Origin of the sequence: Natronorubrum sulfidifaciens JCM 14089 (genome assembly GCF_000337735.1) — an archaeon.
Classification (GTDB): domain Archaea; phylum Halobacteriota; class Halobacteria; order Halobacteriales; family Natrialbaceae; genus Natronorubrum; species Natronorubrum sulfidifaciens.
Map to the genome: position 1 here is coordinate 341700 of NZ_AOHX01000026.1, position 23742 is coordinate 365441.

The following is a 23742-nucleotide window of genomic DNA, read 5'->3' on the forward strand; positions in this document are numbered from 1 at the left end:
GTTCAGACGTGGTCGTCGAGGAAGTCCGCAATCGCTGAGTAGGCCTCGAGCCGGTTCTCGAGTTTCGAGAAGCCGTGTCCTTCGTCGTCGAAAATCAGCTTTCGGACCGGGACACCCTGTTCGGCGGCCTTCTCGGCGATCTGTTCGGCCTCGCCGACTGGCACACGGGGGTCGTTTTCGCCGTGAAGAACGAACAGCGGGGCCTCGATCTGCTCGATATTGTTCGTCGGCGAGATTTCTTCCAGGAATTCGCGGTCGTCGGCGAGGCTGCCGTACTCGGCCTCGCGCAGTTCACGCCGCCAGTCGCCGGTGTTCTCGAGGAACGTGACGAAGTTGGCGATGCCGACGACGTCGATGCCGGCCGCCCACAGGTCGGGATACTCGGTGAGCGCCGCGAGTACCATGAACCCGCCGTAGGAGCCGCCCTTGGCGGCGATTCGGTCAGGATCGACAGCCGGGTGGTCGTGGAGCCACTCGACGCAGGCCTCGATATCGGCCACCGAATCCATCCGCTTTTCGACGTCATCGAGGGCGGCGTAGTCAGCCCCGTAGCCCGCCGAGCCGCGGACGTTCGGCTCGAAGTAGGCGTAGCCTCGATCGACGAAGTACTGTTTGACACTCGAGAACGACGGCCGACGCTGACTCTCGGGCCCGCCGTGGATATCGACGATGACGGGCGTCTGGCCGTCCTCGGCGTCGTCGGGAAGTGTGAGGAAGGCGGGGACCTCGAGGCCATCGAAGCTCTCGACGTGGACGAGTTCGGAGTCGTCGAACGACGCGCGTGGAATGCCCGCCGTTGGGGCGTCGGTCCAGCGCTCGACCTCGCCGCTTTCGATGTCGACCACGAACACGTTCGTGTTGACCGTATCGCCAGTGGTAGAGAGCGCGAAACGCTCTGCATCGGGGTCGAAGCTCACGCCGCCGGAGATCCCACCCGGCAGATCGGGTTCGGGGAACGTCTCGAACTCGGTCGGGTCGTCGGCGTCGAACTCGCCAACAGTGAGTTCGGTGTAGCCTTCGACGTTTCGCGAGTAGACGAACCGGCCCGTCTCGTCGTCCAGTGCGATGCCGTCGATGTTCCACCCGTCTCCATCGGCAACGGTCTCGAGCACACCGGTCTCGCGGGTCGCTTTCCTCCCCGCTCGAGTCTCCGGGGCGCTTTGTGCCCCGCCTTCGAGATCGAGATACGCCAGATACAGCGTGTCGGCGTCGCCCTCGTCCGTGACGAGATAGATACCCTCGCCGTCGGGGGCCCAACTGGCGCTCCCGTAGCGGACGTCGCCTTCGTGTGGCGTGAGGTGCTCGAGTTCAGGCTCGTCGGCCTCGAGGTCGAGCACGTACAGATCCTGATCGAAGTTCGAGTAGGCTTGTGAGACCAGCAGGCGGGAGTCGTCGGGACTCCAGCCCGACAGCGAGAGCCAGCCGTCACCCTCACAGACGAGCGTTGCTTCGTCGCCAATCTCGTCGCGGCCCTGCACGTAGATGTCGAAGACGGACTCGTCACGACGGTTCGACGCGAACGCGAAGCGCTCGCCGTCGTGGCTCCAGCCGCCCCAGCGGTGTTTGGCGCGAGCGATGCGAGCGCGAGGCTCGTTGTGGCCCCCCGAGCCACAACGTTGTTTGGCGTCGGGCATCGCCGTCAGGTTCTCGATGACGCCCGTCTCGGCGTCCAGCCGGAACAGTTGGGCGCGCTCGTTGCCACCCTCGTCCATCCCGAAGATCAGTTCGGGACGCTCGGGCGCCCACGAGGCGAACGTCACGCGCTCGTCGTAAAACGTCCGCTGCTCGGGCCACGCGCGGGGGGCCTCGAGCGTCCAGACCTGCGCGGTGCCGGTCGTATCCATCAGAAACGACAGCCGTTCGCCGTCGGGCCCAAACGATGCGCCGTAGGCGCTGCGGATGTTGAGATACCGGGCGATCTCGTAGCTCATACACGCAGCTAGCCGCTCGAGGGCGTAGTCGTTTGGGTTACGGAACCGTGACAACAGCGGCGGCTATCGAAAGTAGGCTGGCCATACAGCGTCCAGTGTACGCACGTCGCCAGCATAGCGCGGTCCGAGAGCGCGCACGGCTGATAACACGCGCGCTCGAGAAGCGGGGCAAAGGTACTGCGTAACAAAACTCGTCGAGACGAATCGCTCGAGTAATGCAAGAGCAGGGTGGGCGCACCGACGAGGGGACATCGACCACAGCGATCCTCGTCACGATCCTCGTCGTCCTCGTCGCGTTCGGGCTGACGGTCGCAGTCGTCGGCACTGGCTTCTCGAGCGGCGAGTCCGAGATCGACGACGGGAGTGATTCGACCGACATCGGAACCGACGCAGACAGCGGGTCCGGCGACGAGCAGTCAACCGAGACGGCGGATGACGACGAGCGCGAGGAGACAGCCGATGACGAGAGTGAGCGCGACGAGAGCGATGACGATGGGAACGACGACAGCAGTGGCGACATCGAAGACGAGGATGACGACGGAGTCGAGGAAGGGGCGAGTGATGTCGAGGCTGACGACGACAGCGACGAGACGGACGAGGCTGATGACGATGTGGACGAGGCTGACGACGACAACGATGAGACGGACGACGACAACGACGAGGCTGACGACGACAGCGACGAAACGGACGATACTGATGACGATGTGGGCGAGGCTGACGACGACACTGACGGCGACGAGGACGAAAGCGACGTGGATGTAGAAGATGAAACCGACGGTGACGACGATGTCGACGAGGAGGACGACGACGATGACGGCGACTTCATCGAGCAGATTTCCGAGTTCATCACCGAAACGGCCTCCATCGGCGACGACTAGCGCTCGGTGACGAGACAGCTGACACTCGCGATGAGTAACTCGAGAAAAGAAGTGATTTTTTATCCTGTCACTACGTCGCGCGTCATATGCGACTCGCGTTCGTCTCGTTCGAGACGGTTTTTCACCGCGACAGCGAGACGAACCACCGGTTCCAGACTGTCCTCGAGTTGCTGGCTGCCCACGGACACGACGTCCACTGCTACTGTGCCAAGTTCTGGGCCGACGACGCGTCGACCCTCGAGCGAGAGGGGATCACGTACCATGCGGTTGTCACTGGTCTCGAGGCCAGCAAGTCGTTTCTCGCCCGGCTACCGTTCGTCCTCGCTGCATCGAACTCCGACATCGTCCACGTAAACGCACACTCTCCGGCAGTGGTCCTCGCGGCCAGCGTCGGGGCGACGCTTGCGCGTGTCCCCATGCTCACCGAGTGGGACGGCGACGGCGGGATCGACGACGATCGGTGGACGCGGCTGGCGGCGAAACGGGGCGCTCGAATCCTCACGCCGTCGGCACTCGTCGCCACGTGGCTCAGAGAGCGCGGGGCCGACGGCGACCGCGTCGAGACGGTCCCGAACCCGATCGACCTCGAGCGCATTCAGGACGTGCCGCCGGGCGAGCAGGTCGACGTGATCTACGCCCGCCGGCTCGACGAGGGGGCAAACCTCGAGAGCCTGTTGCTCGCACTGGCGGAGCTTCGAGGTCGAGACTGGCGAACGACCGTCATCGGTGACGGCCCCGAACGGGCGATGTACGAGCGCCTCGCGAGTGATCTCCGGATCGACGATCGAGTTTCGTTCGTCGGCGACTGCTCGCTCGAGGAACGCATCGCCGCCTACCGTGGCGCACACGTTTTCGCACAGACGGCCGAACACTGCGTGTTCCCGACGGAGATGCTGTGGGCGCTGGCATCGGGCTGTGTCGGCATCGTCGAGTACCACGTCGACTCGAGCGCCCACGAACTCGTCGAAGGGTGGGATCGGGGCTTTCGAACGACGAGCGAGGCAGAACTCGCCGACGCCATCCTCTCGGCCGGCGACCTCGAGCATTGCACGTTCGACGACCGGTTTGCCGACTACGACCGCTCGGCCGTCGCCGAGGCGTATCTCGAGCAGTACCGAACGCTCGAGGAAGCGTACGGCCTGTTGTAGGCAGTCTCCACACCGACGCGAACGGCGAGGACGGCGCTGGTGGGGATGGCTATATATCCGTCCACGAGACAGTTCGAGTATGAGTGACGACTGTGAGTTCTGTCGGATCGTCGCCGGCGACCTGCCGGTTCACGTCCTCTATGAGGACGAGCAGACGTGTGCGTTTCTCGACCGCAACCCGGCAGTAACGGGACACACGCTCGTCGTCCCACGCAGCCACGAAGAAGACGCGCTGACGATCGACGAACCGACCGCGAGCGCGGTCTTCGAGACGGTTCGGACCGTCGCGAAGGCACTCGAGGCGGCGCTCGAGCCCGACGGATTCAGCGTCTTTCACACCAGCGGGCCGCTAGTCGGGGCCGTCGACCACGCCCACGTCCATCTCGTTCCGCGAAGCGAGGCCGATGACGTGGCGCTGTCGCTGACGCGGGGCGAGCTGACTGACAGTGAGGCGACACAGCTAGCGAGCCGTATTCGCTCGGCGCTCTGAAAACGGAAGCCGACTCGAGCGGCGGCCGATACCGTTAGAGATCGAACTTCGACGCCGCGGTTTCCATGTCCTTGTCGCCGCGTCCGGAGAGGTTCACGAGGATCGTCTCGTGCTCACCCGCTTCGGCGAGTTGGATCGCCCGCGCGATGCCGTGGCTGGACTCGAGGGCTGGGATGATTCCCTCGGTCTCGCTGAGTTCGCGGAAGGCAGCGAGGGCTTCCTCGTCGGTGACGCCCGTGTACTCACAGCGGCCGATAGCCTTGTACATAGCGTGTTCGGGGCCGACACCGGGGTAGTCGAGCCCAGCCGAAACGGAGTGGACCTCGACGTCGTCGTCGATCACGCGCGTTTTCATCCCGTGGATGACGTCGTCTTTCCCTTTCGCGAGCGGGGCCGCGTGGCGACTCGAGTCAGCGCCTTTGCCGCCGCCTTCGGCACCGTAGAAGTCGACGTCGTCGTCGCGGAACGCATGGAAAAGACCGATCGCGTTCGAGCCGCCGCCGACGCAGGCGACGGCCGCGTCGGGGAGATCGCCAGTTCGCTCTTGGAACTGTTCGCGGGCCTCCCGACCGATGACGCTCTGGAAGTCCCGAACCATCCGCGGGAACGGGTCGGGGCCGACGACGCTACCCACGAGGTAGTGGGTGTCGTCGACGTTTTTGGCGAAGTCCTCGAGCGCCGCGTCGACGGCGTCGGCGAGGCCTTCGTCGCCGCGGGTCACTTCGTTGACCTCGGCACCCATCAGCCGCATCCGGAAGACGTTCATCTCCTGACGGGCGACGTCTTTCGCGCCCATATAAATCTCCGTCTCGAGGTCGAGCAACGCGCCGACCATCGCGGTTGCGGTGCCGTGTTGGCCGGCCCCAGTTTCGGCGATGATCCGGTCGCGGCCGCTCTGTTTGGCCAGCAGGGCCTGGCCGAGTGCGTTGTTGATCTTGTGGGCCCCGCCGTGGAGCAGGTCCTCTCGCTTGAGGTAGATGTCGGCTCCGTACCGGTCGCTCAACGTGCTTGCATAGTACAGCGGCGTCGGCCGGCCGGCGAACGTCTCGAGGAGCTCACGAAGCTCCGCGCGGAAGGCGTCGGTGTCGGCGACCTCGTCGTAGGCAGTTGCGAGTTGCTCGAGTGGTTCCTGCAGGGGGTCGGGAACGTGGCGTCCACCGTACCCATCGAACGCGCCATTGGACATATGTCGGCCACTCGCACCCGGACGGTAAATATATTCTGTCACCGGCCCGGCTGTCGAACGCGACGACGACAGGCGCGTCGTGCTATCGCTCGGCTGCGACTGTGGTCGCAGCGGCTGTCGACTCCGACTCGTCATCATCGTCGTCCCCGACCACGGTATGTCCCGAGACGAACTCCGCAGTGCGTTCGTGCTGTGGGTTTTCGAAGAACGACCGGGTGTCGTTCGTCTCGATGCAGTCGCCGAGATAGAGGAAGACGACCTCGTCGGCGAGCCGTTTGGCTTGATCCATGCTGTGGGTAACCATGATGATCGTATACTCGTCTTTGAGGGACTCGAGGGTCTCCTCGACCGTTTCGGCGGAAACGGGATCGAGCGCCGACGTCACCTCGTCACAGAGCAGGATGTCGGGTTCGACGGCCAGCGAGCGGGCGAGACAGAGCCGCTGGATCTGGCCGGTCGATAGCTCTGCGCCGGGGGCGTCGAGTCGGTCTTCGACCTCGCTCCAGAGGTTGACCTTCCGCAGGTAGTGTTCGACCCGATCATCGAGGTCGGCTTTCGACTCGTAGTCGCCGTGGATCTGCAGCCCATAGGCGACGTTCTCGTAGATCGATAGCGGCAGCGCGGTCGGCGTCTGCGGGACGTAGCCGATCCGTCTGCGAAGCTCCGGTACCGGCTCGTCGGTGTTGTAGACCGACTGCTCGCCCAATAGGACGTCGCCCGAAATCTCGACGTTGGGTTGGATCTCGTGAAGTCGGTTCAGCGATTTGAGCAGCGTCGATTTCCCACAGCCCGAGGGACCGATGATGGCCGTCAGCTGATTCGCTGGGAACTCGACCGAGACGCCTTTCAGCGCCTCGACTTCGCGGTTTCCGGTGTACGTTACGGTGAGATTCTCGGTAGTGAGTGCAGTGTCTGTCATGAGTGGCGACCTCCTGGTGCGTAGCGTGCGTAGCGTCCGGCAAGCAGTTTCGAGACGATGATCAACGCGAGTACGGCGACGATAAGGACGAACGACGCTGCGTAGGCGTGTGAGCGGACCTCGGCGTTGAACGACATCGCCTGATCGAAGATGAGCACTGGGAGCGTCGTCGCCCCTTCGAAGAGGCCACCCGGCATATTCGTACTTCGACCAGTGGTGAACAACACCGTCGCAGCGTCACCGATGCCGCGGGCGAAGCCCATGATGATCCCGGCGATGATCCCCGGCAGCGCCGCGCGGAACGTCATCAGCGCGGCCTCGAATCGCGTCCCGCCGAGGCCGTAAGTCGCCTCTTTGACCGCCTCAGGAGCCGACCGCAACGCCTCGTCGGTGTAGCGGGTCATGATCGGGTACTGGAAGATCGCGATCGCGACGATCCCGAAGAACAGACTCGTTCGAGCACCGATCGCGATGATGATCGTCAGAACGAACACACCGTAGACGATCGGTGGCGTCCCCCAGAGCACGTTCAAGAACATGTTCACGACGTCCGAGAACCGCTCGCTCGAGTAATCGCTCTGGAGATAGATCGCCGTGGAGACGGCGAGCACTGCCGAGACGACCGTCGCCGGAACGACGATGAACAGACTCCCGAGGACGGCATGGAGGAAGCCGCCGTCGCCCTCGAGCATGTATCGGGAGCCCGGCGGCGTGATCGCGATCGCGGGGTCGGTCAGGAAGACGCGCCCGCCACGGTAGATCGTCACGGCGACGACCAGCACCATCACGGCGACGACGAGGGCGGCAGCGCCACGAGCAAGCAGGCCGAAGAGTCGCTGTTTGGCGTATCGGTCCATCAGTACTGCCACCTCCGCTGGAGGCGGCGGCGGACGAGCATCGCCGTGAAGTTGAACAGCCAGACGACGACCACGAGCATGAGGCCGACGAAGATCAGCGCCGACTGGGTCAGCGGCAGGCTCATCAGCTCACCGAAATCGTTGACGATCAGCGTCGGCAGCGTCTGGCCCGTCGCAAACGGCGAACTCGGCAGGTGGGTCTGGCCGCCGATCAGCATCGCAGGCACGATCGTCGCGCCGAAGACGCGACCGAAGCCGAGCAACACGGCCGAGAAGATGCCGGGGCCCGCAGCCCGCAACAGCACCGACCGGATCGTCTCCCACTTCGTCGCGCCGACGCCGAGCGAGGACTCCCGAAGCTCGTCGGGCAAGGCCTCGAGGGATTCGACCGACAGCGAGATCATGAAGGGAGTGACGACGATCGCCATCACGAGACTGACTGTGAAGATGCCAAGACCGGTCGCACTCGAGCCGACGGCCGGCGCGAGGTAGTCGCCGACGAAGGGGACGACGACGATCAGCGCGACCAGTCCGAAGATCACGCTCGGGATCGCCGCGAGCACGTCGATAAACGACGAGACGAGCGTCTTCGCCCGTCCCTCGGCGTACTCGGCGATGTAGATCGCCGCAAGGATCGCGATCGGGGTGCCCATCGCCATCGTGAGTGCGGTGACGTAGATCGTGCCGACGATCGCCGGCAGGAAGCCAAACTCGTTCTGTGCGGGGTCCCAGTTCGAGGACGTCAGCGCCTGCACCAGCGAATACTCTGACAGCAGCGGCAGCGACTGGTAGAGCAGCGCCAGCACGATCAGGGCAAACAGCGCGATGGCGAAGTAGCCAGCCCCCTGCAACCAGCGGCTGCTCAGGCGTTCGATCAGGAGCCGCCGATCGAGTCGCCGTTGACTCCTAGACTCCGTCGACCCTGCCATCGTTCAGTTATGGCCCCTCGGCCAGGTCGTCCTGTGCCTCTTCGAGTGTGTCCGCCTCGAGCGGAACGTAGCCGTTGTCTCGGACGTACTCTTGACCCTCGGTTAGTACCCACTCGACGAAGTCGTGGGCTTCCTCGTCGAACGCGCCGTCGGAAGCGAGGAACATCTCGCGTGCCGGCGGGGCCGGATACTGACCCTCCTCGACGGCGGCGAGGAACTCCTCTCGGGTGTCATAGAAGTCCTCATCCTCGGAAATCGTCCCGTCACCGTCGTGATCGAGTGGCACCGGGCGAATGTCGCCCTCGAGCTCGCCGCTCTCGAGAGCGTAGACGTAGTTGATGTTGTTCAGCGAGATGGCCGTCTCGTTGGAGCCGACGGCTTCGGCGACCGGCTGGTCGCCGTTGTGGTTGCCATCCGAGAGATCCTCGAGTTCGCTCTGCGTGTAGGCGTCGTCCTCGCCGCCGAGGAAATCACCCCACTGCTTGTAGGCTGCGGAGGCGTCCGAGCGCCCGTAGACGGTGATCTCCTCGTCGACGTCCGCGTCGACGACCTCGCCCCAGTTCGTGACCTCTTTCGTGAAGATGGCCTCGAGGTCCTCGCGGCTCAGGCCGTCTTCCTGGAGTTCCTCGAGGACGGGGTTGTCGGCGTTGACCGTCGCGACGACGGTATCGATGAGCATGGGGACAGCGAACAGTCCCTGGTCGATCTCCTCCGGTTCGGGTTCGCGACCCATCATCGCGATGTCGACCTGACCGTTTAAAACGTCGGAGACGCCGACACCAGTGCCGCCGCCGGAGATATCGAACGAGGTGTCCGTGTCGTCTCCGTAGCGGTCCGCCCAGACTTCGACCATCGGCAGTGGGCCGACCCCACCCGAGATACGAACCGAAGAGCCGCCGCCGAGAACAGACGAACAGCCCGCAAGCGAGACAACCGAGCCAACTCCGGCAAGCTGTAGCGCAGAACGACGCGAATAGGTGCGTTCCATGAGTATTACCCCGTATTCGCTAGGGACTTGTACTCTCTTGCTCCGCTGCAATTCTTTGGTGTACAACCCGAAAGCAGCAAACCTCTCGTATTCATGCGTGTATTCGACACACACAGACTGGGCTCGAGGGAGGACTCCCGGATATCAGGCCCGACAACCGCTCTCCACCGGGATAAGATCGGTTCTGTGTAGTGTCGACGCCGGACGAGTGACACCACTCGAGTGACGAGCAAGCTGGCAATCGCTGAGCCGTTCGATTTCGCGGTGACGAGACAACGACGACGCCGATCGAAAATATTGCCGTGTTCTTCGACGGTGACTAAAACAGTATCACGAGCAGCGCAAGCGAGAACGCACTGACGGCGAGAAACGAGACCAGTACGGCGAGTGCAGGCGTGAGGCCGGTGTTGCGGAGTTCAGTGAGTCGGATTTCGGTGCCAAGTCCGACGAACGCGAGGAGGAACAGCCAGTTGTAGGCGTTCTCGATCGCGGTCTGTTGGGCCGGCGAGAACGCCCCCGCACTCGCGAGGACGACGAGTGCAATAAAGCCGAGCACGAACTTCGGGAACTCCGCCCACAGCAGCCCGACGGACGGGCGGCCCCCCTCTCCCTGCTGGGCGTAGTAGCTCGCATAGATGAGCACGACGACCCCGATCAAGGCGTTGCGTGAGAGTTTCGTCATCGTCGCCCACTGGCCGGCGACCTCCGAATAGGCGAAGCCGACCGCGACGACTGGTCCCGTCGAGAACATACTGACGCCGGCCCAGACCCCGAAGACGATATCCGAGAGCCCGAGCACTCCCCCGATGATCGGATAGACGACGATCGTGATCGCATCGAACAACAACACCGTCGCCGCTGCGTAGGCGATCTGGTCTTCCCGGGCGCGGATCGCCCCCGCAACGGCGACGACGGCCGACACGCCACAGATGCTGGCCCCGGCGGCAAGCAGTGAGCCGAGCTGTTCGGCGAGCCCGAAGACGTTTCTCGAGAGCGCTTCGACGACGACGATGGTCACGGCGATGACGAGGACGACGACGAACAGGACGGTGGCCCCGACCTCGAGGATCGCCTCGAGGGTCAACGACGCGCCCATGAGGACGATGCCAGCGCCTAACCAGAGTTTGTGGGTCGCGATTCCCGGTCTGAGACGGTCGGGGACACCGGGGCCGTTCGCCAGCGCGAATCCGAGCGCGATAGCGATGAGCAGATGGTTGAGACCGACGGTGAGGCCGATGGCGCGCGCGGCGAGTGCTCCGAGAACGAGCGCAACAAGCCCCGGAAGCAGCCGGTCAACAGACATCGCGCTACCAGGGGATCTGTATCTCGAAACCGACTGTCAGGGCGACGATCACCGCCCCGACGGCGACGCTTTGCCAGTCTCGCTCGAGGGCGGTCCAGTACGAGCGGATCGCCCCGAGAGAGCGCTGGACGGCGTTCATGGACATCTCTCGACCAGTTGGCCGGTCGGAACACTGTCTCTCGGTACGGCCAGCGATCGACCACGGCGTCGTCCGTCGGGCGACATTCGTTCGATGCCTCCGGATTGAAGCACTTAATGATTGTCGATCACGTCGTCGATAGCGGAATATATTGCAGCAGTCTATGACGGTCCTGCGCTGACAGCCGGACAAACGAGGTCACTGGACGGGTCCGCAGGTCGAACTCACACGAATGCTGGCAAAGCGTCCGCACAACCGAACCCCTATGAACTCGGCGGGCAATACGTCGGAGTATGACAAAGCGGTACGTCTCGCTCCCTGACGAGGCGGAGGCGGGGATGCGCGAGTTCATCGACGAGGTCGACCGACGGCTGGCGAGCGACGAAGACACCTGTTCAGTAGTCGAGGACGTCCTGATCGATCTCTCCGGCGACCGCGACGCCTACGAACACTGGCAGGACGGCGGGGACGTCTCCCCGGCCGAACGTGTCCGCTTGCAGAGTTACGACCCCTGTAACACCACCCTCGAGAGCGAGTATTACGCCGAGAAAGACGAAGAGGAGTTCCGTCGCTCGAAACACCTCCAGTGGCTGTGGCGACAGTTCGACAGCCTGCCGATTGCGGACAACGTCGAGTTTGCTTTGCGATTCCGCCGAATGCTCGCCAACCATCTCTTCGAGGAGTGTGGCGACGGGTGCCGGTTTTTCAAGGGCGTGACGTTCACCTACGGACACAACATCACCATCGGCGACAACACCGTCGTCCACGACGACGTGCATCTGGACGACCGCGGGAAACTCACGATCGGCGATCGCGTCTCGGTTTCGGACGGCGTCCACATCTACAGCCACGACCACGACGTCGTCGACCAAACCGAGGTCCGTAACTACCACACGATCGTCGAAGACGACGTTCGACTCACCTACGACGCAATGGTCCGTGCCGGCTGTAAAGTCGGCGAAAACGCCATCATCGGCGCACGCGGGATCGTCCAGCACGACGTGCCTGCCCACCATATCGCGATCGGCGCGCCGGCGAAAAGTGTCAAGATCAAACCCGGCTGGGAGGACGTCGCAACACCGCTCGACGACGCCGGCGTCAACCGACAGGAACAGCGCCGCATCGAGTACGACCTGCCCGAGGACCTCGAGGTCTTCGACGAGTTCGGTCGCGACTTCTAGCCGAGCCAGACGTTCAGGCACAGGATATTTTCACCACGATTGGGCGCGGGTAATAGCCAAGTGTCTTGAGAGCGTATGTCACGGTGATGGAGCTCTGGGGCTGGCTCGTCGGCTACGTACTACTGTTCGCTCTCTTGCACCTGCTACTGTACGTTTTCTACGCCCGCGGCGACGACGACGTGGGGTCGCCGTCGTTCGTCGAACCGAACCATACGAGCCCACGCACGTCGGCCGGCTCCGACCGCTATCCGGGGTCGGCCGACGACGTCGATCCCGACGACGAGACGGACGACAACGACCTCGAGTTCGATGGGGAAACGATGCGCTGTCCACACTGTGGCGTCCGAAACGAGGCCGATCAGACGTTTACCTACTGCTGGAACTGTATCTCGTCGCTCCGGCAGTGAATCGCGCAGTGGCTGAGACGGGTTACTGGAGTTACGTCCGATCCGGGACTGTCACTCTCGAGCGGACAGCGCAGTCGCAAGCGTTTCGAGGTGGTCGACACCGACGACGGCGACCACGGCCCCGTCAGTCGTCGCCCGGAGTTCCTCGAGTCGCTCGAGCATGCACTGCTCGCGGGTTTCGTCACGGTACGCAAGGGCACTGTCGGTCGTCTCGAGGCTGCCAAGCAGCGCCTGCACACTGGTGACGTGGGCGCGTTCGTGGGCGGCCTGTTCGGCTGGCGACTCGTCGTGTGTGCAGTCGTACTCGATCGGGTCGTCACAGGCGACGGTCATCGACGTCGCATGGGTCAGCGTCGCGGCGAGCCGACACGTCAGCGCCTCTCGAGTCGCGCCACTGAGACTCGAGATGACGCGTCGGGCCGTCGTTGTCGAGACGCGGTCGGCGAGCAGCCGCATCACGAGTCGCCGGACGAACGACCAGTTCGGGGCATCGATGCCGACAGTCGTGGCCTCGGGTGCGGCGTTGATCGCGGCGCTCATCTCGCCGCCGAACCGCGGCGGCGTCTCGGCCGTGGCCTCGCGAGCGTACGCACGATACAGCGGGAGGGCTGCCGCCGGCAGTTCGAGTGCGAGGAGATCGGGATCGACCGACTCGAGAACGCGTTCGACACGGGCGACGCTTGCCGGATGGTCGTGAACGACGCCGAGAAGGAGATACTCGCCTGTCGGTCCAGTTACGCGACGGACGAACTGCGGGGTGATCCGCGGATCGTCGAACGACGCGGCAAATGGCGGGGATTCGGCCATTGATCGAGTGGTAATACGTGACTACCAGCATAACCCTTCTGTTGTGCTCGAGTACAACCGGATTGGACCGACTGACGGCGGGCGTAAGCAGCGCCTACACAACAGGGCTCGGCTCCTCGAGATGGAACAGTCCCGCAGTTGATGGAAACGATTTCCGCAGTTTATTGCTCGCGCAGCCTTGTTGCGAACACTTGATTCGGGCCCCGACGCTGACCGGATTCGGCCGGGAAGCAGACGGCGAGTTCACTACTAATGACCGAGGATGCGCTCACCACAGCCGACGAAGGGAAACTCGTACTGAACACCGACGGCACCGAAATCGGTCGACTCGTCGACGTCCGTGACGGCCGCGGCTACGTCGAACCGAACCCGACACTGCTCGAGACGATCAAAGCGAAACTCGGGTGGGCAACACGAAGCGACGAGGCGCACCCGCTCGACGAGGGAAGTATCGAGAAAGTCACCGACGATGCAGTGTATCTTCGGGGCACGCTGTGAGACGGGTTACTGTCGTCGCTGACCGCCGATCGCCGACCGGTGCTGGCGATCGACGTGACATCGGGACAGCAATCCGTCTGAAGACCAGAGCGGGTGTCGCAATCAGGTTCGTATCTAGACGCCGGTGCTGTAGCGCAGGATGCCGGCGAAGCCGCCGAAGGCGTTGTAGAGCTGTTCGCCCTTCTCGAAGTCCGTCGAGATAAACTTGGTCTCGGTGCCGCGCTGTTCGGCAATCTCGATGAGGTGGTCGATCGCGTCTTCACGGTCGTCGTCGGTCACTTCGACCTCGGCACCACAGTCGTTGCAGGTGTGATCGGGCGTCGACTTGCGCCGGTCGAGCACCTCGTAATCCGTATTCCCACACTCCGAACAGTCGTAGACCACAACGTCTTTCCGGAGGTCCTCACTGATCAGGAGTCGGTCGACCGCGCCCATCACGAGATTGCGTCGGGTCTGCTCGAACCCGTAGGTTGCGAGGTCGCCGGCGTTGAGTTCCTTGAAGAACTCCTCCATCTCCTTTTTGTCCTTCATCACCTCGGCGTCGGCCAGCGCATCTTCGGCGTTGTCGACTAAGTCCTTCAGACCGGACTCGTCGGTGTAGGCGACGTCGAACTTCCCGATGACGTTGTCTTGAATCTCGTGGTGGAGGTAGTCGCCGTCGAGGAACTCGTCTTTGGTGGGCGAGGGACCGCCGACGAGGATACCGTCGAGTTCGTGGCGTTTGGCGACGAACAGGTCGTTTGCCATCCCCGCGACCTCCTGATAGAAGTTGTCGATGGCCTCGAGTCGCAGGCGGGCGAAACGCTGGGCGGACTGGCCACCTTTTCGCTGTTTGCCGGGAACGAGCGAGGAGGCGGATTTGACGGGTTCGATGCGTTTGCCTTTCAGCCAGCCGACGTTTGCCTCACGGCGATCGAGAACGATCAGGCCGTACAGCCCCTGATCGGCCAGCATGTGCTCGAGCGGTTCCGTGAGGAAATCCGAGTCGCAGTGATAGCGGAAGGATTCGACGGGTTGTGGTGGGCTCTCTAAGACTTTGGTGACCATGTCGGTGCGGCCACCGCCGGAGTCGACAGCCCCCGAAAACAGAACCATTCCGTTTTCCGGCGGATAGACGTCGTAGTAGCGAAGCCGGTCTTTGATGCTCGTCAGTGCGTCCTGGACGGCCGTTCGAGTCTGTTTGGACTTGATGTTGGCCGCCTCGCTGTGTTCTTGGGTGACGTGCTGAACCACGTCACTGATCTGTCTGTCCTCGGGAACGTAGATCGTCACGAGCTGTGTTCCAGAGCCATCGAAATCTTTGAGATCCTCGATGACCTTCCGGAACTCGTATTTTTTCCGGTCGGATTGCTCCTGATCGCCCTCCTGGCTCATTGTCCGTACAAAACGGTGCTGTGGGTAAGAATCCTTTGACACACCTTCCGACGTGTCACGACCACATCCCATGTGGGCGACGGCAGTTGTAGACGCCAGCGGCTGCCTCGAGAACACCGAACAGCGCGCCGTTTCGCCGCCAACGCCGACGTGTCGGCGAGCTTCCATGGGGCGGGAGTTGAGGTGACGATTTAAGGTGTTCCCGTGCCACTGTCCGGACAGTACACCAGTATGTCTCACGAGACGGTCTATGCTATCGCGAGCGGGAAAGGGGGCGTCGGAAAGACGACGACGACGGTCAACCTCGGCACGGCGCTGGCAGAGGCCGGCAAGCGCGTCGCTATCGTCGACACCGACCTCGGAATGGCGAACCTCGCCGGGTTCGTCAGCCTGACACCCGACTCGATGACGCTGCACGACGTATTGTCCGGAGACGCATCGATCGACGACGCGATCTACAGTATTACAGAAAACATCGTCGCCGTGCCAAGCGGCACGAGCCTCGACGAGTACGCCGACACCTCCCCGGAAGGGCTCCGCGAAGTCGTTGCGGAGCTTCGAGACCGGTTCGATTACGTCTTTCTCGACGTCGGTGCCGGCGTCAATCACGAAACTGTCCTTCCGCTCGGGCTGGCCGATTCGGTCATCCTCGTCTCGACACCCGAACCAGCAGCCGTCCACGACTCGAAGAAAACCCTCGAGTTGACCGAGCGTGCTGGGGGGGCAGTCACCGGACTCGTCGTAACTCGCACGCTGCCCGACAGCGACATCTCCCACGACGAGATCGCCACGCGCCTCGAGACGGACCTGTTGGCAACGATCCCGGAAGATTCAGCGGCTCGCGAGAGCGTCTACGCCGGCACACCACTGATCGTCTACGAGCCCGACGGGCCCGCAGCCGTCGCCTACCGACAGCTCGCAGCCGATCTCGCCGGGATCGACGTTCCCGAGACCGCCACGGACGAGACGGGCACCGAACTGAGCGTCGCTGCCGGACAGGCCGGTGGCGGGTCCGACGCCGACGACGAACACGACGAACGGGAGGCCGCACACGACGACGTCTCGAGTGCGATCACCGAAGCCGAATCCAGCACCGAATAGGAATCGCTGACCGTAATGCGATCCATACTGTCATCGAGTTCGACGTAAAACCGCCCTCCAGCGGGTTCGTCTGTGGCGAGGATGCACACTCGAGCGACGAGGCCTAGCCGAAGCGAACACTCTGAGTTGTGAGAGAGTAACAGACTCATTACTAATCACCGACGATGGCGACGGCACGAACATGGAGCGACGAAACGTACTCCTCGGCAGTGGTGCCGCGCTCGCGACCCTCTTGGCCGGTTGTTCCAGCGAGGAAACAAGCGACGAGAGCGGATCAAACACCGACGGCTCCGAATCATCGACGAACGGTGACAACGGTGACACTGGTGACAACGGCGAGACAGACGAGAAGGAGAAAGCCGACGAGAAGGAGAAAACCGACGAGAAAGGGAAAGACGACAAAAAACACGACGACGTTCCCGGATACGATACAGACAAACTCGAGCTCAACGGCGACTACGTGTCGATTTCGGCCCTCAAACGCAAGGACGACACGCTCGTCATCACCGTCGACAGCGAGACGGCTGAGAAGGAGAAACTGTACGCGGACTTCGAAACGCTCGCCGACGATCTCGACTACGGGCTCGTCGACCACGAGGTGTTCGCTGACAGCATCGAGACCATCGAGCTGTTTATCACCCACAGCGGCGAGACGATAGCCGCATACTCGATCGACGTTGCATGGCTCGTCGACTACCACGAGGGCAAGCTATCGAAAGCCGAGATTGAATCGAAACTCAAAACGGCAGAAATGTAGCGCCAACCGAACGCGGTGAGCAGACCGACAGTATCGACTTTTTATCAAAACTACCCGGCGGCGGGTAATCGACGAGCGTCCCTTATTTACATCGACCGTGGCGGCTCCACGCCGAGGATCGACAGCGCGTTCGCGACCGTGTGTTTCGACGCGGCCACGAGCGCGAGTCGGGCCGCCCGAACATCGGCGTCGACGTCGTCGGCGAGCACCGGACACTCCCGGTAGAAGCCGTTGAAGCGGTCGGCGAACTCGCGCGTGAAGGTCGCGATCTGGTGTGGTTCGAGGTCGTCGGCCGCCTCGTCGACGACCGCCGGGAAGCGGGCGATCGTCTCGAGGAGGTCCCGTTCGGCCTCGGTCTCGAGCAGGTCGGCCTCGAGTGCCTCGAGTTCGATGTCTTGTGTCGCGAGGTCGACCTCGGGATCGAGGCCGGCTTCCTCGAGGATACCACAACAGCGCGCGTGGACGTACTGGACGTACGGCGCAGACTGGGCCTCGAAATCGAGCGCCCGCTCCCACTCGAAGGTGATCGCTTTCGTCGGCTGTTTCGAGACGATGTCGTAGCGGACCGCGCCGATGCCGACCTGATGGGCGATGCGCTCGATGTCGTCCGTACCGAGGTCGTCGTCACGAAGGCGGTCCTCGAGTCGGTCCTCGACTTCCTCGCGGGCGCGGTCGATCGCTTCGTCTAACAGGTCGTCCAGATCGACGCCGGTGCCCCGACGAGTCGACATCTTCCCTTCGGGCAGGTTGACGTAGGAGTACAGCACCTGCTGGAGCCCGTCGGTGTCGTTGTCGAGTAACTCGAGTGTGGTGCGAAGCTGTTTGGCCTGCAGCTTGTGGTCCTCGCCGAGCACCGTCACTGCGCGATCGTAGGTGTTGAACTTCCACTCGTGGTGGGCCAGGTCGCGGGTGGCGTACAGCGAGGTGTCGTCCGAGCGCAGGAAGACGAGGTTCTTGTCGATACCGTGGTTATCGAGTTCGAGCTGCCACGCGTCTTCCTCGTAGACGGCCTCATCGAGCTCTTTGAGTCGGGCGACGAGGTCGTCGGTGTCGCCGTTGCGCATAAAGCGCGTCTCCTTGACGAACTCGTCGAACTCCGCGGGCAGTCGGCCGAGACAGGCTTTCATTCCCGAGAGCACCTGATCGACGACCTCGCTGACGCGCTCGTAGGCCTCCTCGTCGCCGGCCTCGAGCCCCTGCATGATCGACTCGATCTCGGCTTCGGCCGCCTCGACCTCGCTCTCGGACGCGTTCTCGAGGTAGGCGTTGCCCTTGCGGTAGTACCGGACGAGGTCGTACTCGATGCGGTCGCGTTCGGGCTCGTCCTCGAGGTCGTCCTCGTCGAACGTTTCGTACGCCCAGGTGAAGACGGCCATCTGCCGGCCAGCATCGTTGACGTAGTAGTGTCGGTCGACGTCGTAGCCGGCCATATCGAGCAGGTTCGCCACCGCATCACCGATGATGGGGTTTCGCGCGCGGCCGACGTGAACCGGGCCGGTCGGGTTCGCGCTCGTGTGTTCGACGACGACGGACTCCTCACGGTCCTCAAGTGCGCCGTAGGTTTCCTCGGTCGCCGTCTCGAGGGTGGCGGCGAAGTAGGCATCACTCGGCAGGAAGTTGAGATACGGCCCCTGTGTCTGCACTTCGGAGACGTAGGTCAGGTCGTCGGCGTCGATTTCGTTTGCGAGCTGGCCTGCGACCTGTGGCGGTGGGGCTCCGGCCTCGCCAGCGAGTCGGAAGGCGACGCTCGAGGCGAGCACGCTCGGTACGTCTTCGGGCGGTTCTTCGATCCCGAGGTCGTCCGTCGGGAACTCGAGTTCCGAGAGCGCCCCCTCGAGGGCGGCCTCGACCTCCGCGCGTAGGGAGAGGAACATACCCGCTCGTATTCAGGGGGCAACTAAAGGAATGTCGGGTTTCACCGCTCGTCGATCGTCGAGTCGGTCAACAGTCGGATCGGCAGTTACCCGAAATACGTGACTGCAGCCCGAAACCACTGCTCGTGAATCGGGCGAAATGTCTCCCCGGAGGCGTCGAAGGCCGCTGGCGACCAAAAGCGGGCCGTGTTCGCGTCGCTGCCAGCCAACGGCTCGCCGCTTGCGTCAGTCCAGTCGGCGACGTAGTGGATCGTCGTCACGTGCTTGCCGTTTCGTGGCGGCATCGCCGTCGCGTCGAGGATCTCGAGGGCGTCGGCAGCGATCGAGACGCCGGTTTCCTCCTCGAGTTCGCGGGCGGCGGCGACCGCAGGCTCCTCACCGACCTCCATGTGGCCGCCGGGGAGCGTCCACTCGCCGACACCCGGCGGAACGGCCCGTTCGATACAGAGCACTGCGGGTTCCGGTCGCGACCGATCGACGACCGCGACGCTCGCACAGGGGACTGGGTTGTGCCAGATCACGTTCTCGCAGGCAGGACAGCGTTCGCGTTCGCGACCATCGACCGTCGTCGACTCGAGGGAGGTTCCACAGCGAGGGCAGTAGTCGGCTGGACGGCTGACCATCTACCACACCGTCAGCGCTCGGCGTTCATAGGGTTTTCAGTCCGCTTCCGGTCAATGGGACGACAACAGTGTCGTCGTCGTCGAGCATGCCAGCGTCGCGATACGCCTCGAGTGCGGCGGGGGCGACCGCACAGGTCGGCTCGACGTAGAAGCCGCCGCGGTGGAGTCGATCGAGCGCGCTCTCGGTCGGGTCCGGACCGACCGCGATGGCGTCGCCGTCGGTTTCAGCGATCGCCTCGAGGATCTCGGCTTTACGGGCCGGTTCGGCGATCTGGATGCCGTCGGCGATGTCGGTGTCGGCGTCGTCTTCGGCGACCGTCCGGCCGCCGAGTTCGTCGACGATGGGGGCGTTCCCCGCCGACTGGGCACCGAGTAGTCGCGGCATGCCGTCGACGATGCCGGCTTCGTTGAGCAGCGAAAAGCCACGGTAGGCACCGAGAAAGAGCGTGCCGTGACCGATCGGGAGCACGAGGGCATCCGGCACGGTCCAGCCCTGCTGGGCGGCGATTTCGAACGCGAACGTCATCGTCCCCGCATAGAAGGCCGGGTTCCAGGCGTGACTGGCGTACCAGCCCGCCCCCGTCTGTCGTGGGGCCGCTCCACGCTCGGCATCCGGAATCTGAGGGGCTTCGCCCTCGACGGCCTCGAGACACGCCGCCGTGACGGCCTGTCGGTCGCCGTCGATCCGAACCGGCCGCGCGCCGGTCCGCTGGATAGCCATCAGCTTCGACTGCGTCACGTCCGCCGGCACGTAGATATCCGCCTCGAGGCCGGCACGAGCCGCGTACGTCGCGATCGCCGCGCCGGCGTTGCCCGAGGAGTCTTCGATGACTTTCTCGACGCCGAGGGAAACGGCTCGAGAGAGCGTCGTCGTCGCGCCGCGGTCTTTGAACGAGCCCGTCGGAAAGACGTACTCGAGTTTGAACTGTGCGTCCCATTCGGGGGCGTCAACGAGCGGCGTAAACCCCTCGTGGAACGTGACGTGGTTCTCGATCGGCAGGAACTCGAAGAACGTCCAGAGGCCGTCGCTGGTGTCGAGTTGGTGGAGTGGCAGCGGCTCACCCTGTGGGCGTGGCCGGGCTTCGAACTCGAGGGCGTGGCCACAGCCACAGCGCCATGGCTCGTCGGGTCCGGGGTCGTAGACACGGTCACAGGCCGGACAGTGGAGGGCAGCGGGCATGTTAGTACGTATTGATATCGGTCGCGACCGAGCAGACGTACTCGCCCGTTGCGACCTGTGGCAGTCGGCGACTTCGCCAGAAGATTCCGTTGCTGTCGGCCGTCACCTCGGCTTTCGATTCGCCAAAGGGGGTCGTCACCTCGAACAGCGTGTCACCGCTTCGGACACGCGCACCCAGTTCTTGTTTGAAGCGAACGAGGCCGCCGTTTGGCGCACCGAACTGCTCGAACCCGTGGGCGCGGGTCTGGGGCTCGAGCGAGACATCGCCATCGAGGAAGCCGTAGTGGGTGAGCACGTTGAACACACCCTCGACACCCTTTCGAATGCTCGTTTCGTCCCAGCCGACACAGCCGCCGAGTTCGGGGTCGACGGTCGGGATACCCTCGTTCGGTGCTGCACGGGCAAGCTGGCCGTCAGGCCCTTTCTGATCCAAGACGTAGCCACAGCCGAAGGCCTTCGCGAGCTCGAGACACTCGTCGTGGAGCCGGTGGCGGGTGCCACAGCGAACCCGTACCTCGTTGATCATGCGGCTGGTCGAGCCCTGATGGAGATCGAGGATCAGATCCGCCCGCGTCGCGGCCTCGAACGTCGCGGCCGCGATCCGTTCGCTCGAGGTGCCGTTCTCGTTGCCGGGATAGGCCCGGTTCATCTTCGTATCGTCGACCGGGTTGCGGTGTTCGGCGACCTGAAAGGCGTGGTAGTTGACGATCCCGACAATCAGGATCGTGCCGGCGATCTCGGCAGGGTCGAGTCGTGGGACGACACGTTGGATGACACCAACGCCGTTGAGTTCGTCGCCGTCGCTCGCTGCCTGCATGTAGAGGGTCTTCCCCGACCGTTCGCCGTTTATCACGGCAACGGGCAGACCGAACGGGTGTCCGTCCCGGGTTTCGCCGACCTCGAGACGGCCCGTGTCGATTTCTCCGGGCCTCGCGCTCGCCGTTCCGAGCGTCGTCGTCATGTGCCTGACGACGAAGCCGTTGGTCTTTATTGGTTCGGTGTTCACCAGCCGACGAGCAGTTCGAGTGTCGCAGTCTACCGACAGACGACTGTTGTCAGAGGGGAACAGCAAAGCGGATACAGCCAGAACGAGACCGATGTGAGCCTCGAGCAGGAGACGGCGGACAGCGAAGAAGTCGACCCGTTTGATTCGTTTCGGCAGTTTTTCGCCCTCGAGCGCGACGTGCTCGTGCTCTCGATTGCGATGTTCGCGTTCAGTCTCGGCTTCCAGATGACAAGCCGGTATATGGCCGAGTATATGACCGCACTGGGCGCGACGGCGGTCGTCATCGGCCTGTTCGGGACCGTCGGCAACGTGATCAGCGCCGTCTATCCCTATCCCGGCGGCGCGATTTCCGATCGGATCGGCTCACGGTACGCGCTGACCGCGTTCGGGCTGTGTTCGACGCTCGGCTTTGGTATCTGGCTCGCCGCGCCCGCGCTTGCAGCCATCACTGTTGGGCCGACGTCGCTCGCGATCGTCGCCGTCTTCGTCGGGTTGGTGTTTGCACAGGCCTGGAAATCGTTCGGACTCGGAGCGAGTTTCGCGATCGTCAAACAGTCCGTATCACCATCCCAGCTCGCTGCCGGCTTTGCAAGCACCGAGACGTTTCGGCGAACGGCCTTTCTCGTCGGGCCGCTGCTCGCCGCCGTACTGTTCTTTCCGTTCGGCTCGAGCGATAGCGATGTCGTGGTCGCCTTCCAGCTTATTTTGGTCGTCGCCATCGTCTTCGGTATCCTCGGCACCATCGTCCAGCACAGTCTCTACGAAGCCGACGCCGACAGCCTCGGCAAAGCGTTCGATGGAGGGTCACAGCTCATCGCGGACCTGCGAGCCATGCCAACGGAACTCCGCCCGTTGCTGATCGCCGACACGCTCGTGCGGTTCGGAAACGGGATGGTCTACGTCTTCTTCGTCATCGTCGTCACTCGATTTCTCGAGGTCGGGCTCTCGCTTCCGGTGCCCGCACTCGGTACGCTCGAGTTGAGCCCGCAGTCGTACTTTGGTGTGTTGCTCGGCCTCGAGATGCTCGTCGCCTTGCTGGTGATGATTCCGGCCGCGAAGGCCGCCGAGCGCGTCGGATTAAAGCCCGTCGTCGCGGTCGGCTTCGCCATCTACGCGATCTTTCCAGTCTTGCTCATTAGCGCACCCGAGAGCGCGACCGTTCTCGCCGCGCTCTTTGCCGTCTCCGGACTGCGATTCGCCGGCTTACCCGCCCACAAGGCGCTGATCGTCGGCCCGGCCGAGCAGGGTGCTGGCGGCCGTGTCACGGGCAGTTACTACCTCCTTCGGAACCTGCTCGTCATTCCGAGTGCCGCCCTCGGCGGGCTGCTCTGGGCAGGGGTGTCGAACCCGCTGACCGGTGAGGTGCTCCTTGCTGGCTCGCCGACGCTCGCGTTCACGGTTGCAACAGTGATCGGCGCTATCGGAACCGTCTACTTCCTGCTGTTCGGAGCGGAGTTCGAGGCGTACGCCTGAGCCGTCTGCGCCGTCGATAGCGACGGTTCGTCGGAGTAATCCCGCTTCGACGGGATCGCAATCACCTGTTACTCACTCGAGTGAGAGACCCATTATGACAGGCTGTCCATACCCGGCTGAACGTTCACAAGCCTGATGCACAATAACGATATGTGTTAGCTATGGGCATTGAAAAACCGACCTACACACGGCGGACGTTCGGGTCGCTCGCCGTGCTGGGTGCTATCAGCGTCAGCGGCTGTCTCGGGGAGGACGACCCGGAAGACGGCACCAACGACGACGTCGAAAACGGCGAGGAAGACGACGAGCAGGTCACGGTTGAGGACCAACCCGACGACGCGGCCGCAATGTTCGTGACACCAGAAGACGGCGACACCGTCGACTCGCCGGTCGAGATCGAAGGCGAGGCTGAGGGCATCGAACTCGCGCCGGCTGGCGAGGCCGTCGAGGGCGAGGGACACCTGCACGTGCTGGTCGACCAGGACTGTCTCGAGGAAGGCGAGACCTTCCCCGGTCCGAGCGACGAGGCCGAAGAAGACGGCTTCTACCACTGGGGCGACGGTCAGTCCGAGGGAGAGATCGAACTCGAGCCCGGCGAGTACGATCTGTGTCTCCAGCTGGCCGACGGGCCCCATCGTGCGTTCGGCGAGCCCGACGAGATCTCGATTACCGTCGAGGAGTGAGCCGGACGCC

Annotated in this window: 24 protein-coding genes; 10 read left to right on the forward strand and 14 right to left on the reverse strand. The window is 63.5% G+C overall.

The genetic code is table 11. The features are described 5' to 3' along the window. Positions 1-2 precede the first annotated feature (2 nt). Entirely contained in the window at positions 3-1931 is a 1929-nt protein-coding gene (locus C495_RS04835) for a S9 family peptidase (RefSeq protein ID WP_008160542.1), read from the reverse strand. Between the two features lie 215 nt (positions 1932-2146). Here C495_RS04835 and C495_RS04840 point away from each other — a divergent pair, with 215 nt between their 5' ends. The 3 genes from C495_RS04840 to C495_RS04850 all read left to right on the forward strand — a co-directional run bounded on the left by C495_RS04840 (position 2147) and on the right by C495_RS04850 (position 4447). After that, on the forward strand, positions 2147-2809 hold the full coding sequence (locus tag C495_RS04840) for a hypothetical protein (protein WP_008160544.1): 663 nt from the start codon (positions 2147-2149) through the stop codon (positions 2807-2809). 86 nt (positions 2810-2895) lie between these two features. Continuing rightward, the gene (locus C495_RS04845; protein ID WP_008160546.1) at positions 2896-3957 is read left to right on the forward strand and encodes a glycosyltransferase family 4 protein; all 1062 of its coding nucleotides are present in this window, start codon (positions 2896-2898) and stop codon (positions 3955-3957) included. 79 nt (positions 3958-4036) lie between these two features. Then, complete coding sequence (locus C495_RS04850; RefSeq protein WP_008160548.1) at positions 4037-4447, forward strand: HIT family protein; 411 nt, start codon at positions 4037-4039, stop codon at positions 4445-4447. Between the two features lie 34 nt (positions 4448-4481). Here C495_RS04850 and trpB read toward each other — a convergent pair whose 3' ends face one another. The 7 genes from trpB to C495_RS18465 all read right to left on the reverse strand — a co-directional run bounded on the left by trpB (position 4482) and on the right by C495_RS18465 (position 10768). Continuing rightward, entirely contained in the window at positions 4482-5633 is a 1152-nt protein-coding gene (gene trpB, locus C495_RS04855) for a tryptophan synthase subunit beta (protein WP_008160550.1), read from the reverse strand. Positions 5634-5715: 82 nt separating this feature from the next. Next, a complete protein-coding gene (locus C495_RS04860) occupies positions 5716-6552 on the reverse strand; it encodes a phosphate ABC transporter ATP-binding protein (RefSeq protein WP_008160552.1) in 837 nt (278 codons plus the stop codon). Then, entirely contained in the window at positions 6549-7409 is an 861-nt protein-coding gene (locus tag C495_RS04865; RefSeq protein WP_006064928.1) for a PstA family ABC transporter permease, read from the reverse strand. Before C495_RS04865 ends, C495_RS04860 begins: the two co-directional genes overlap by 4 nt. Beyond that, positions 7409-8338, reverse strand: coding sequence for a phosphate ABC transporter permease subunit PstC (gene pstC / locus C495_RS04870; RefSeq protein ID WP_006064929.1), 930 nt, complete (start codon positions 8336-8338; stop codon positions 7409-7411). The genes C495_RS04865 and pstC overlap by 1 nt, the downstream gene beginning before the upstream one ends. 7 nt (positions 8339-8345) lie before the next feature. Further along, positions 8346-9326 carry a PstS family phosphate ABC transporter substrate-binding protein gene (locus C495_RS04875; protein ID WP_049890145.1) on the reverse strand — a complete coding sequence of 327 codons (981 nt, stop codon included), beginning with the start codon at positions 9324-9326 and terminating at the stop codon, positions 8346-8348. A 319-nt stretch (positions 9327-9645) separates the two neighbouring features. After that, complete coding sequence (locus tag C495_RS04880) at positions 9646-10629, reverse strand: YeiH family protein (RefSeq protein ID WP_008160559.1); 984 nt, start codon at positions 10627-10629, stop codon at positions 9646-9648. A gap of 4 nt (positions 10630-10633) precedes the next feature. Beyond that, complete coding sequence (locus C495_RS18465; protein WP_275039962.1) at positions 10634-10768, reverse strand: hypothetical protein; 135 nt, start codon at positions 10766-10768, stop codon at positions 10634-10636. A 293-nt stretch (positions 10769-11061) separates the two neighbouring features. Here C495_RS18465 and C495_RS04885 point away from each other — a divergent pair, with 293 nt between their 5' ends. Both C495_RS04885 and C495_RS04890 read left to right on the forward strand, forming a co-directional pair. Next, positions 11062-11949 carry an acyltransferase gene (locus C495_RS04885; protein WP_008160562.1) on the forward strand — a complete coding sequence of 296 codons (888 nt, stop codon included), beginning with the start codon at positions 11062-11064 and terminating at the stop codon, positions 11947-11949. An 86-nt stretch (positions 11950-12035) separates the two neighbouring features. Next, complete coding sequence (locus tag C495_RS04890; protein ID WP_008160563.1) at positions 12036-12356, forward strand: DUF7577 domain-containing protein; 321 nt, start codon at positions 12036-12038, stop codon at positions 12354-12356. Between the two features lie 51 nt (positions 12357-12407). On the opposite strand, the gene C495_RS04895 is transcribed toward C495_RS04890, so the two are convergent. Then, on the reverse strand, positions 12408-13163 hold the full coding sequence (locus tag C495_RS04895; RefSeq protein ID WP_008160565.1) for a hypothetical protein: 756 nt from the start codon (positions 13161-13163) through the stop codon (positions 12408-12410). A gap of 252 nt (positions 13164-13415) precedes the next feature. Here C495_RS04895 and C495_RS04900 point away from each other — a divergent pair, with 252 nt between their 5' ends. Further along, positions 13416-13661, forward strand: a complete 246-nt coding sequence (locus C495_RS04900; RefSeq protein ID WP_008160567.1) for a hypothetical protein — start codon at positions 13416-13418, stop codon at positions 13659-13661. Between the two features lie 114 nt (positions 13662-13775). Here C495_RS04900 and prf1 read toward each other — a convergent pair whose 3' ends face one another. Continuing rightward, positions 13776-15035, reverse strand: a complete 1260-nt coding sequence (gene prf1, locus C495_RS04905) for a peptide chain release factor aRF-1 (RefSeq protein ID WP_008160569.1) — start codon at positions 15033-15035, stop codon at positions 13776-13778. Between the two features lie 231 nt (positions 15036-15266). Between prf1 and minD the strand changes: the two genes are divergently transcribed. Both minD and C495_RS04915 read left to right on the forward strand, forming a co-directional pair. Next, positions 15267-16136, forward strand: coding sequence for a cell division ATPase MinD (gene minD, locus C495_RS04910; RefSeq protein ID WP_008160571.1), 870 nt, complete (start codon positions 15267-15269; stop codon positions 16134-16136). A 181-nt stretch (positions 16137-16317) separates the two neighbouring features. After that, positions 16318-16893, forward strand: coding sequence for a hypothetical protein (locus C495_RS04915; protein ID WP_008160573.1), 576 nt, complete (start codon positions 16318-16320; stop codon positions 16891-16893). 86 nt (positions 16894-16979) lie between these two features. Here C495_RS04915 and argS read toward each other — a convergent pair whose 3' ends face one another. The 4 genes from argS to C495_RS04935 form a co-directional block, all read right to left on the reverse strand. Beyond that, positions 16980-18767 carry an arginine--tRNA ligase gene (gene argS / locus C495_RS04920; RefSeq protein ID WP_008160574.1) on the reverse strand — a complete coding sequence of 596 codons (1788 nt, stop codon included), beginning with the start codon at positions 18765-18767 and terminating at the stop codon, positions 16980-16982. Between the two features lie 86 nt (positions 18768-18853). Continuing rightward, on the reverse strand, positions 18854-19390 hold the full coding sequence (locus tag C495_RS04925; protein WP_008160576.1) for an NUDIX hydrolase: 537 nt from the start codon (positions 19388-19390) through the stop codon (positions 18854-18856). Positions 19391-19415: 25 nt separating this feature from the next. Further along, complete coding sequence (locus C495_RS04930) at positions 19416-20570, reverse strand: pyridoxal-phosphate dependent enzyme (protein ID WP_008160578.1); 1155 nt, start codon at positions 20568-20570, stop codon at positions 19416-19418. Between the two features lies 1 nt (position 20571). After that, positions 20572-21531, reverse strand: a complete 960-nt coding sequence (locus C495_RS04935) for a succinylglutamate desuccinylase/aspartoacylase family protein (RefSeq protein ID WP_008160580.1) — start codon at positions 21529-21531, stop codon at positions 20572-20574. A 138-nt stretch (positions 21532-21669) separates the two neighbouring features. Between C495_RS04935 and C495_RS04940 the strand changes: the two genes are divergently transcribed. Both C495_RS04940 and C495_RS04945 read left to right on the forward strand, forming a co-directional pair. Then, positions 21670-23049 (forward strand): MFS transporter, encoded by a 1380-nt coding sequence (locus C495_RS04940; RefSeq protein ID WP_049890162.1) that lies wholly within the window; start codon positions 21670-21672, stop codon positions 23047-23049. Between the two features lie 161 nt (positions 23050-23210). Then, positions 23211-23732 (forward strand): DUF4399 domain-containing protein, encoded by a 522-nt coding sequence (locus C495_RS04945; RefSeq protein WP_008160583.1) that lies wholly within the window; start codon positions 23211-23213, stop codon positions 23730-23732. Positions 23733-23742 lie beyond the last annotated feature (10 nt).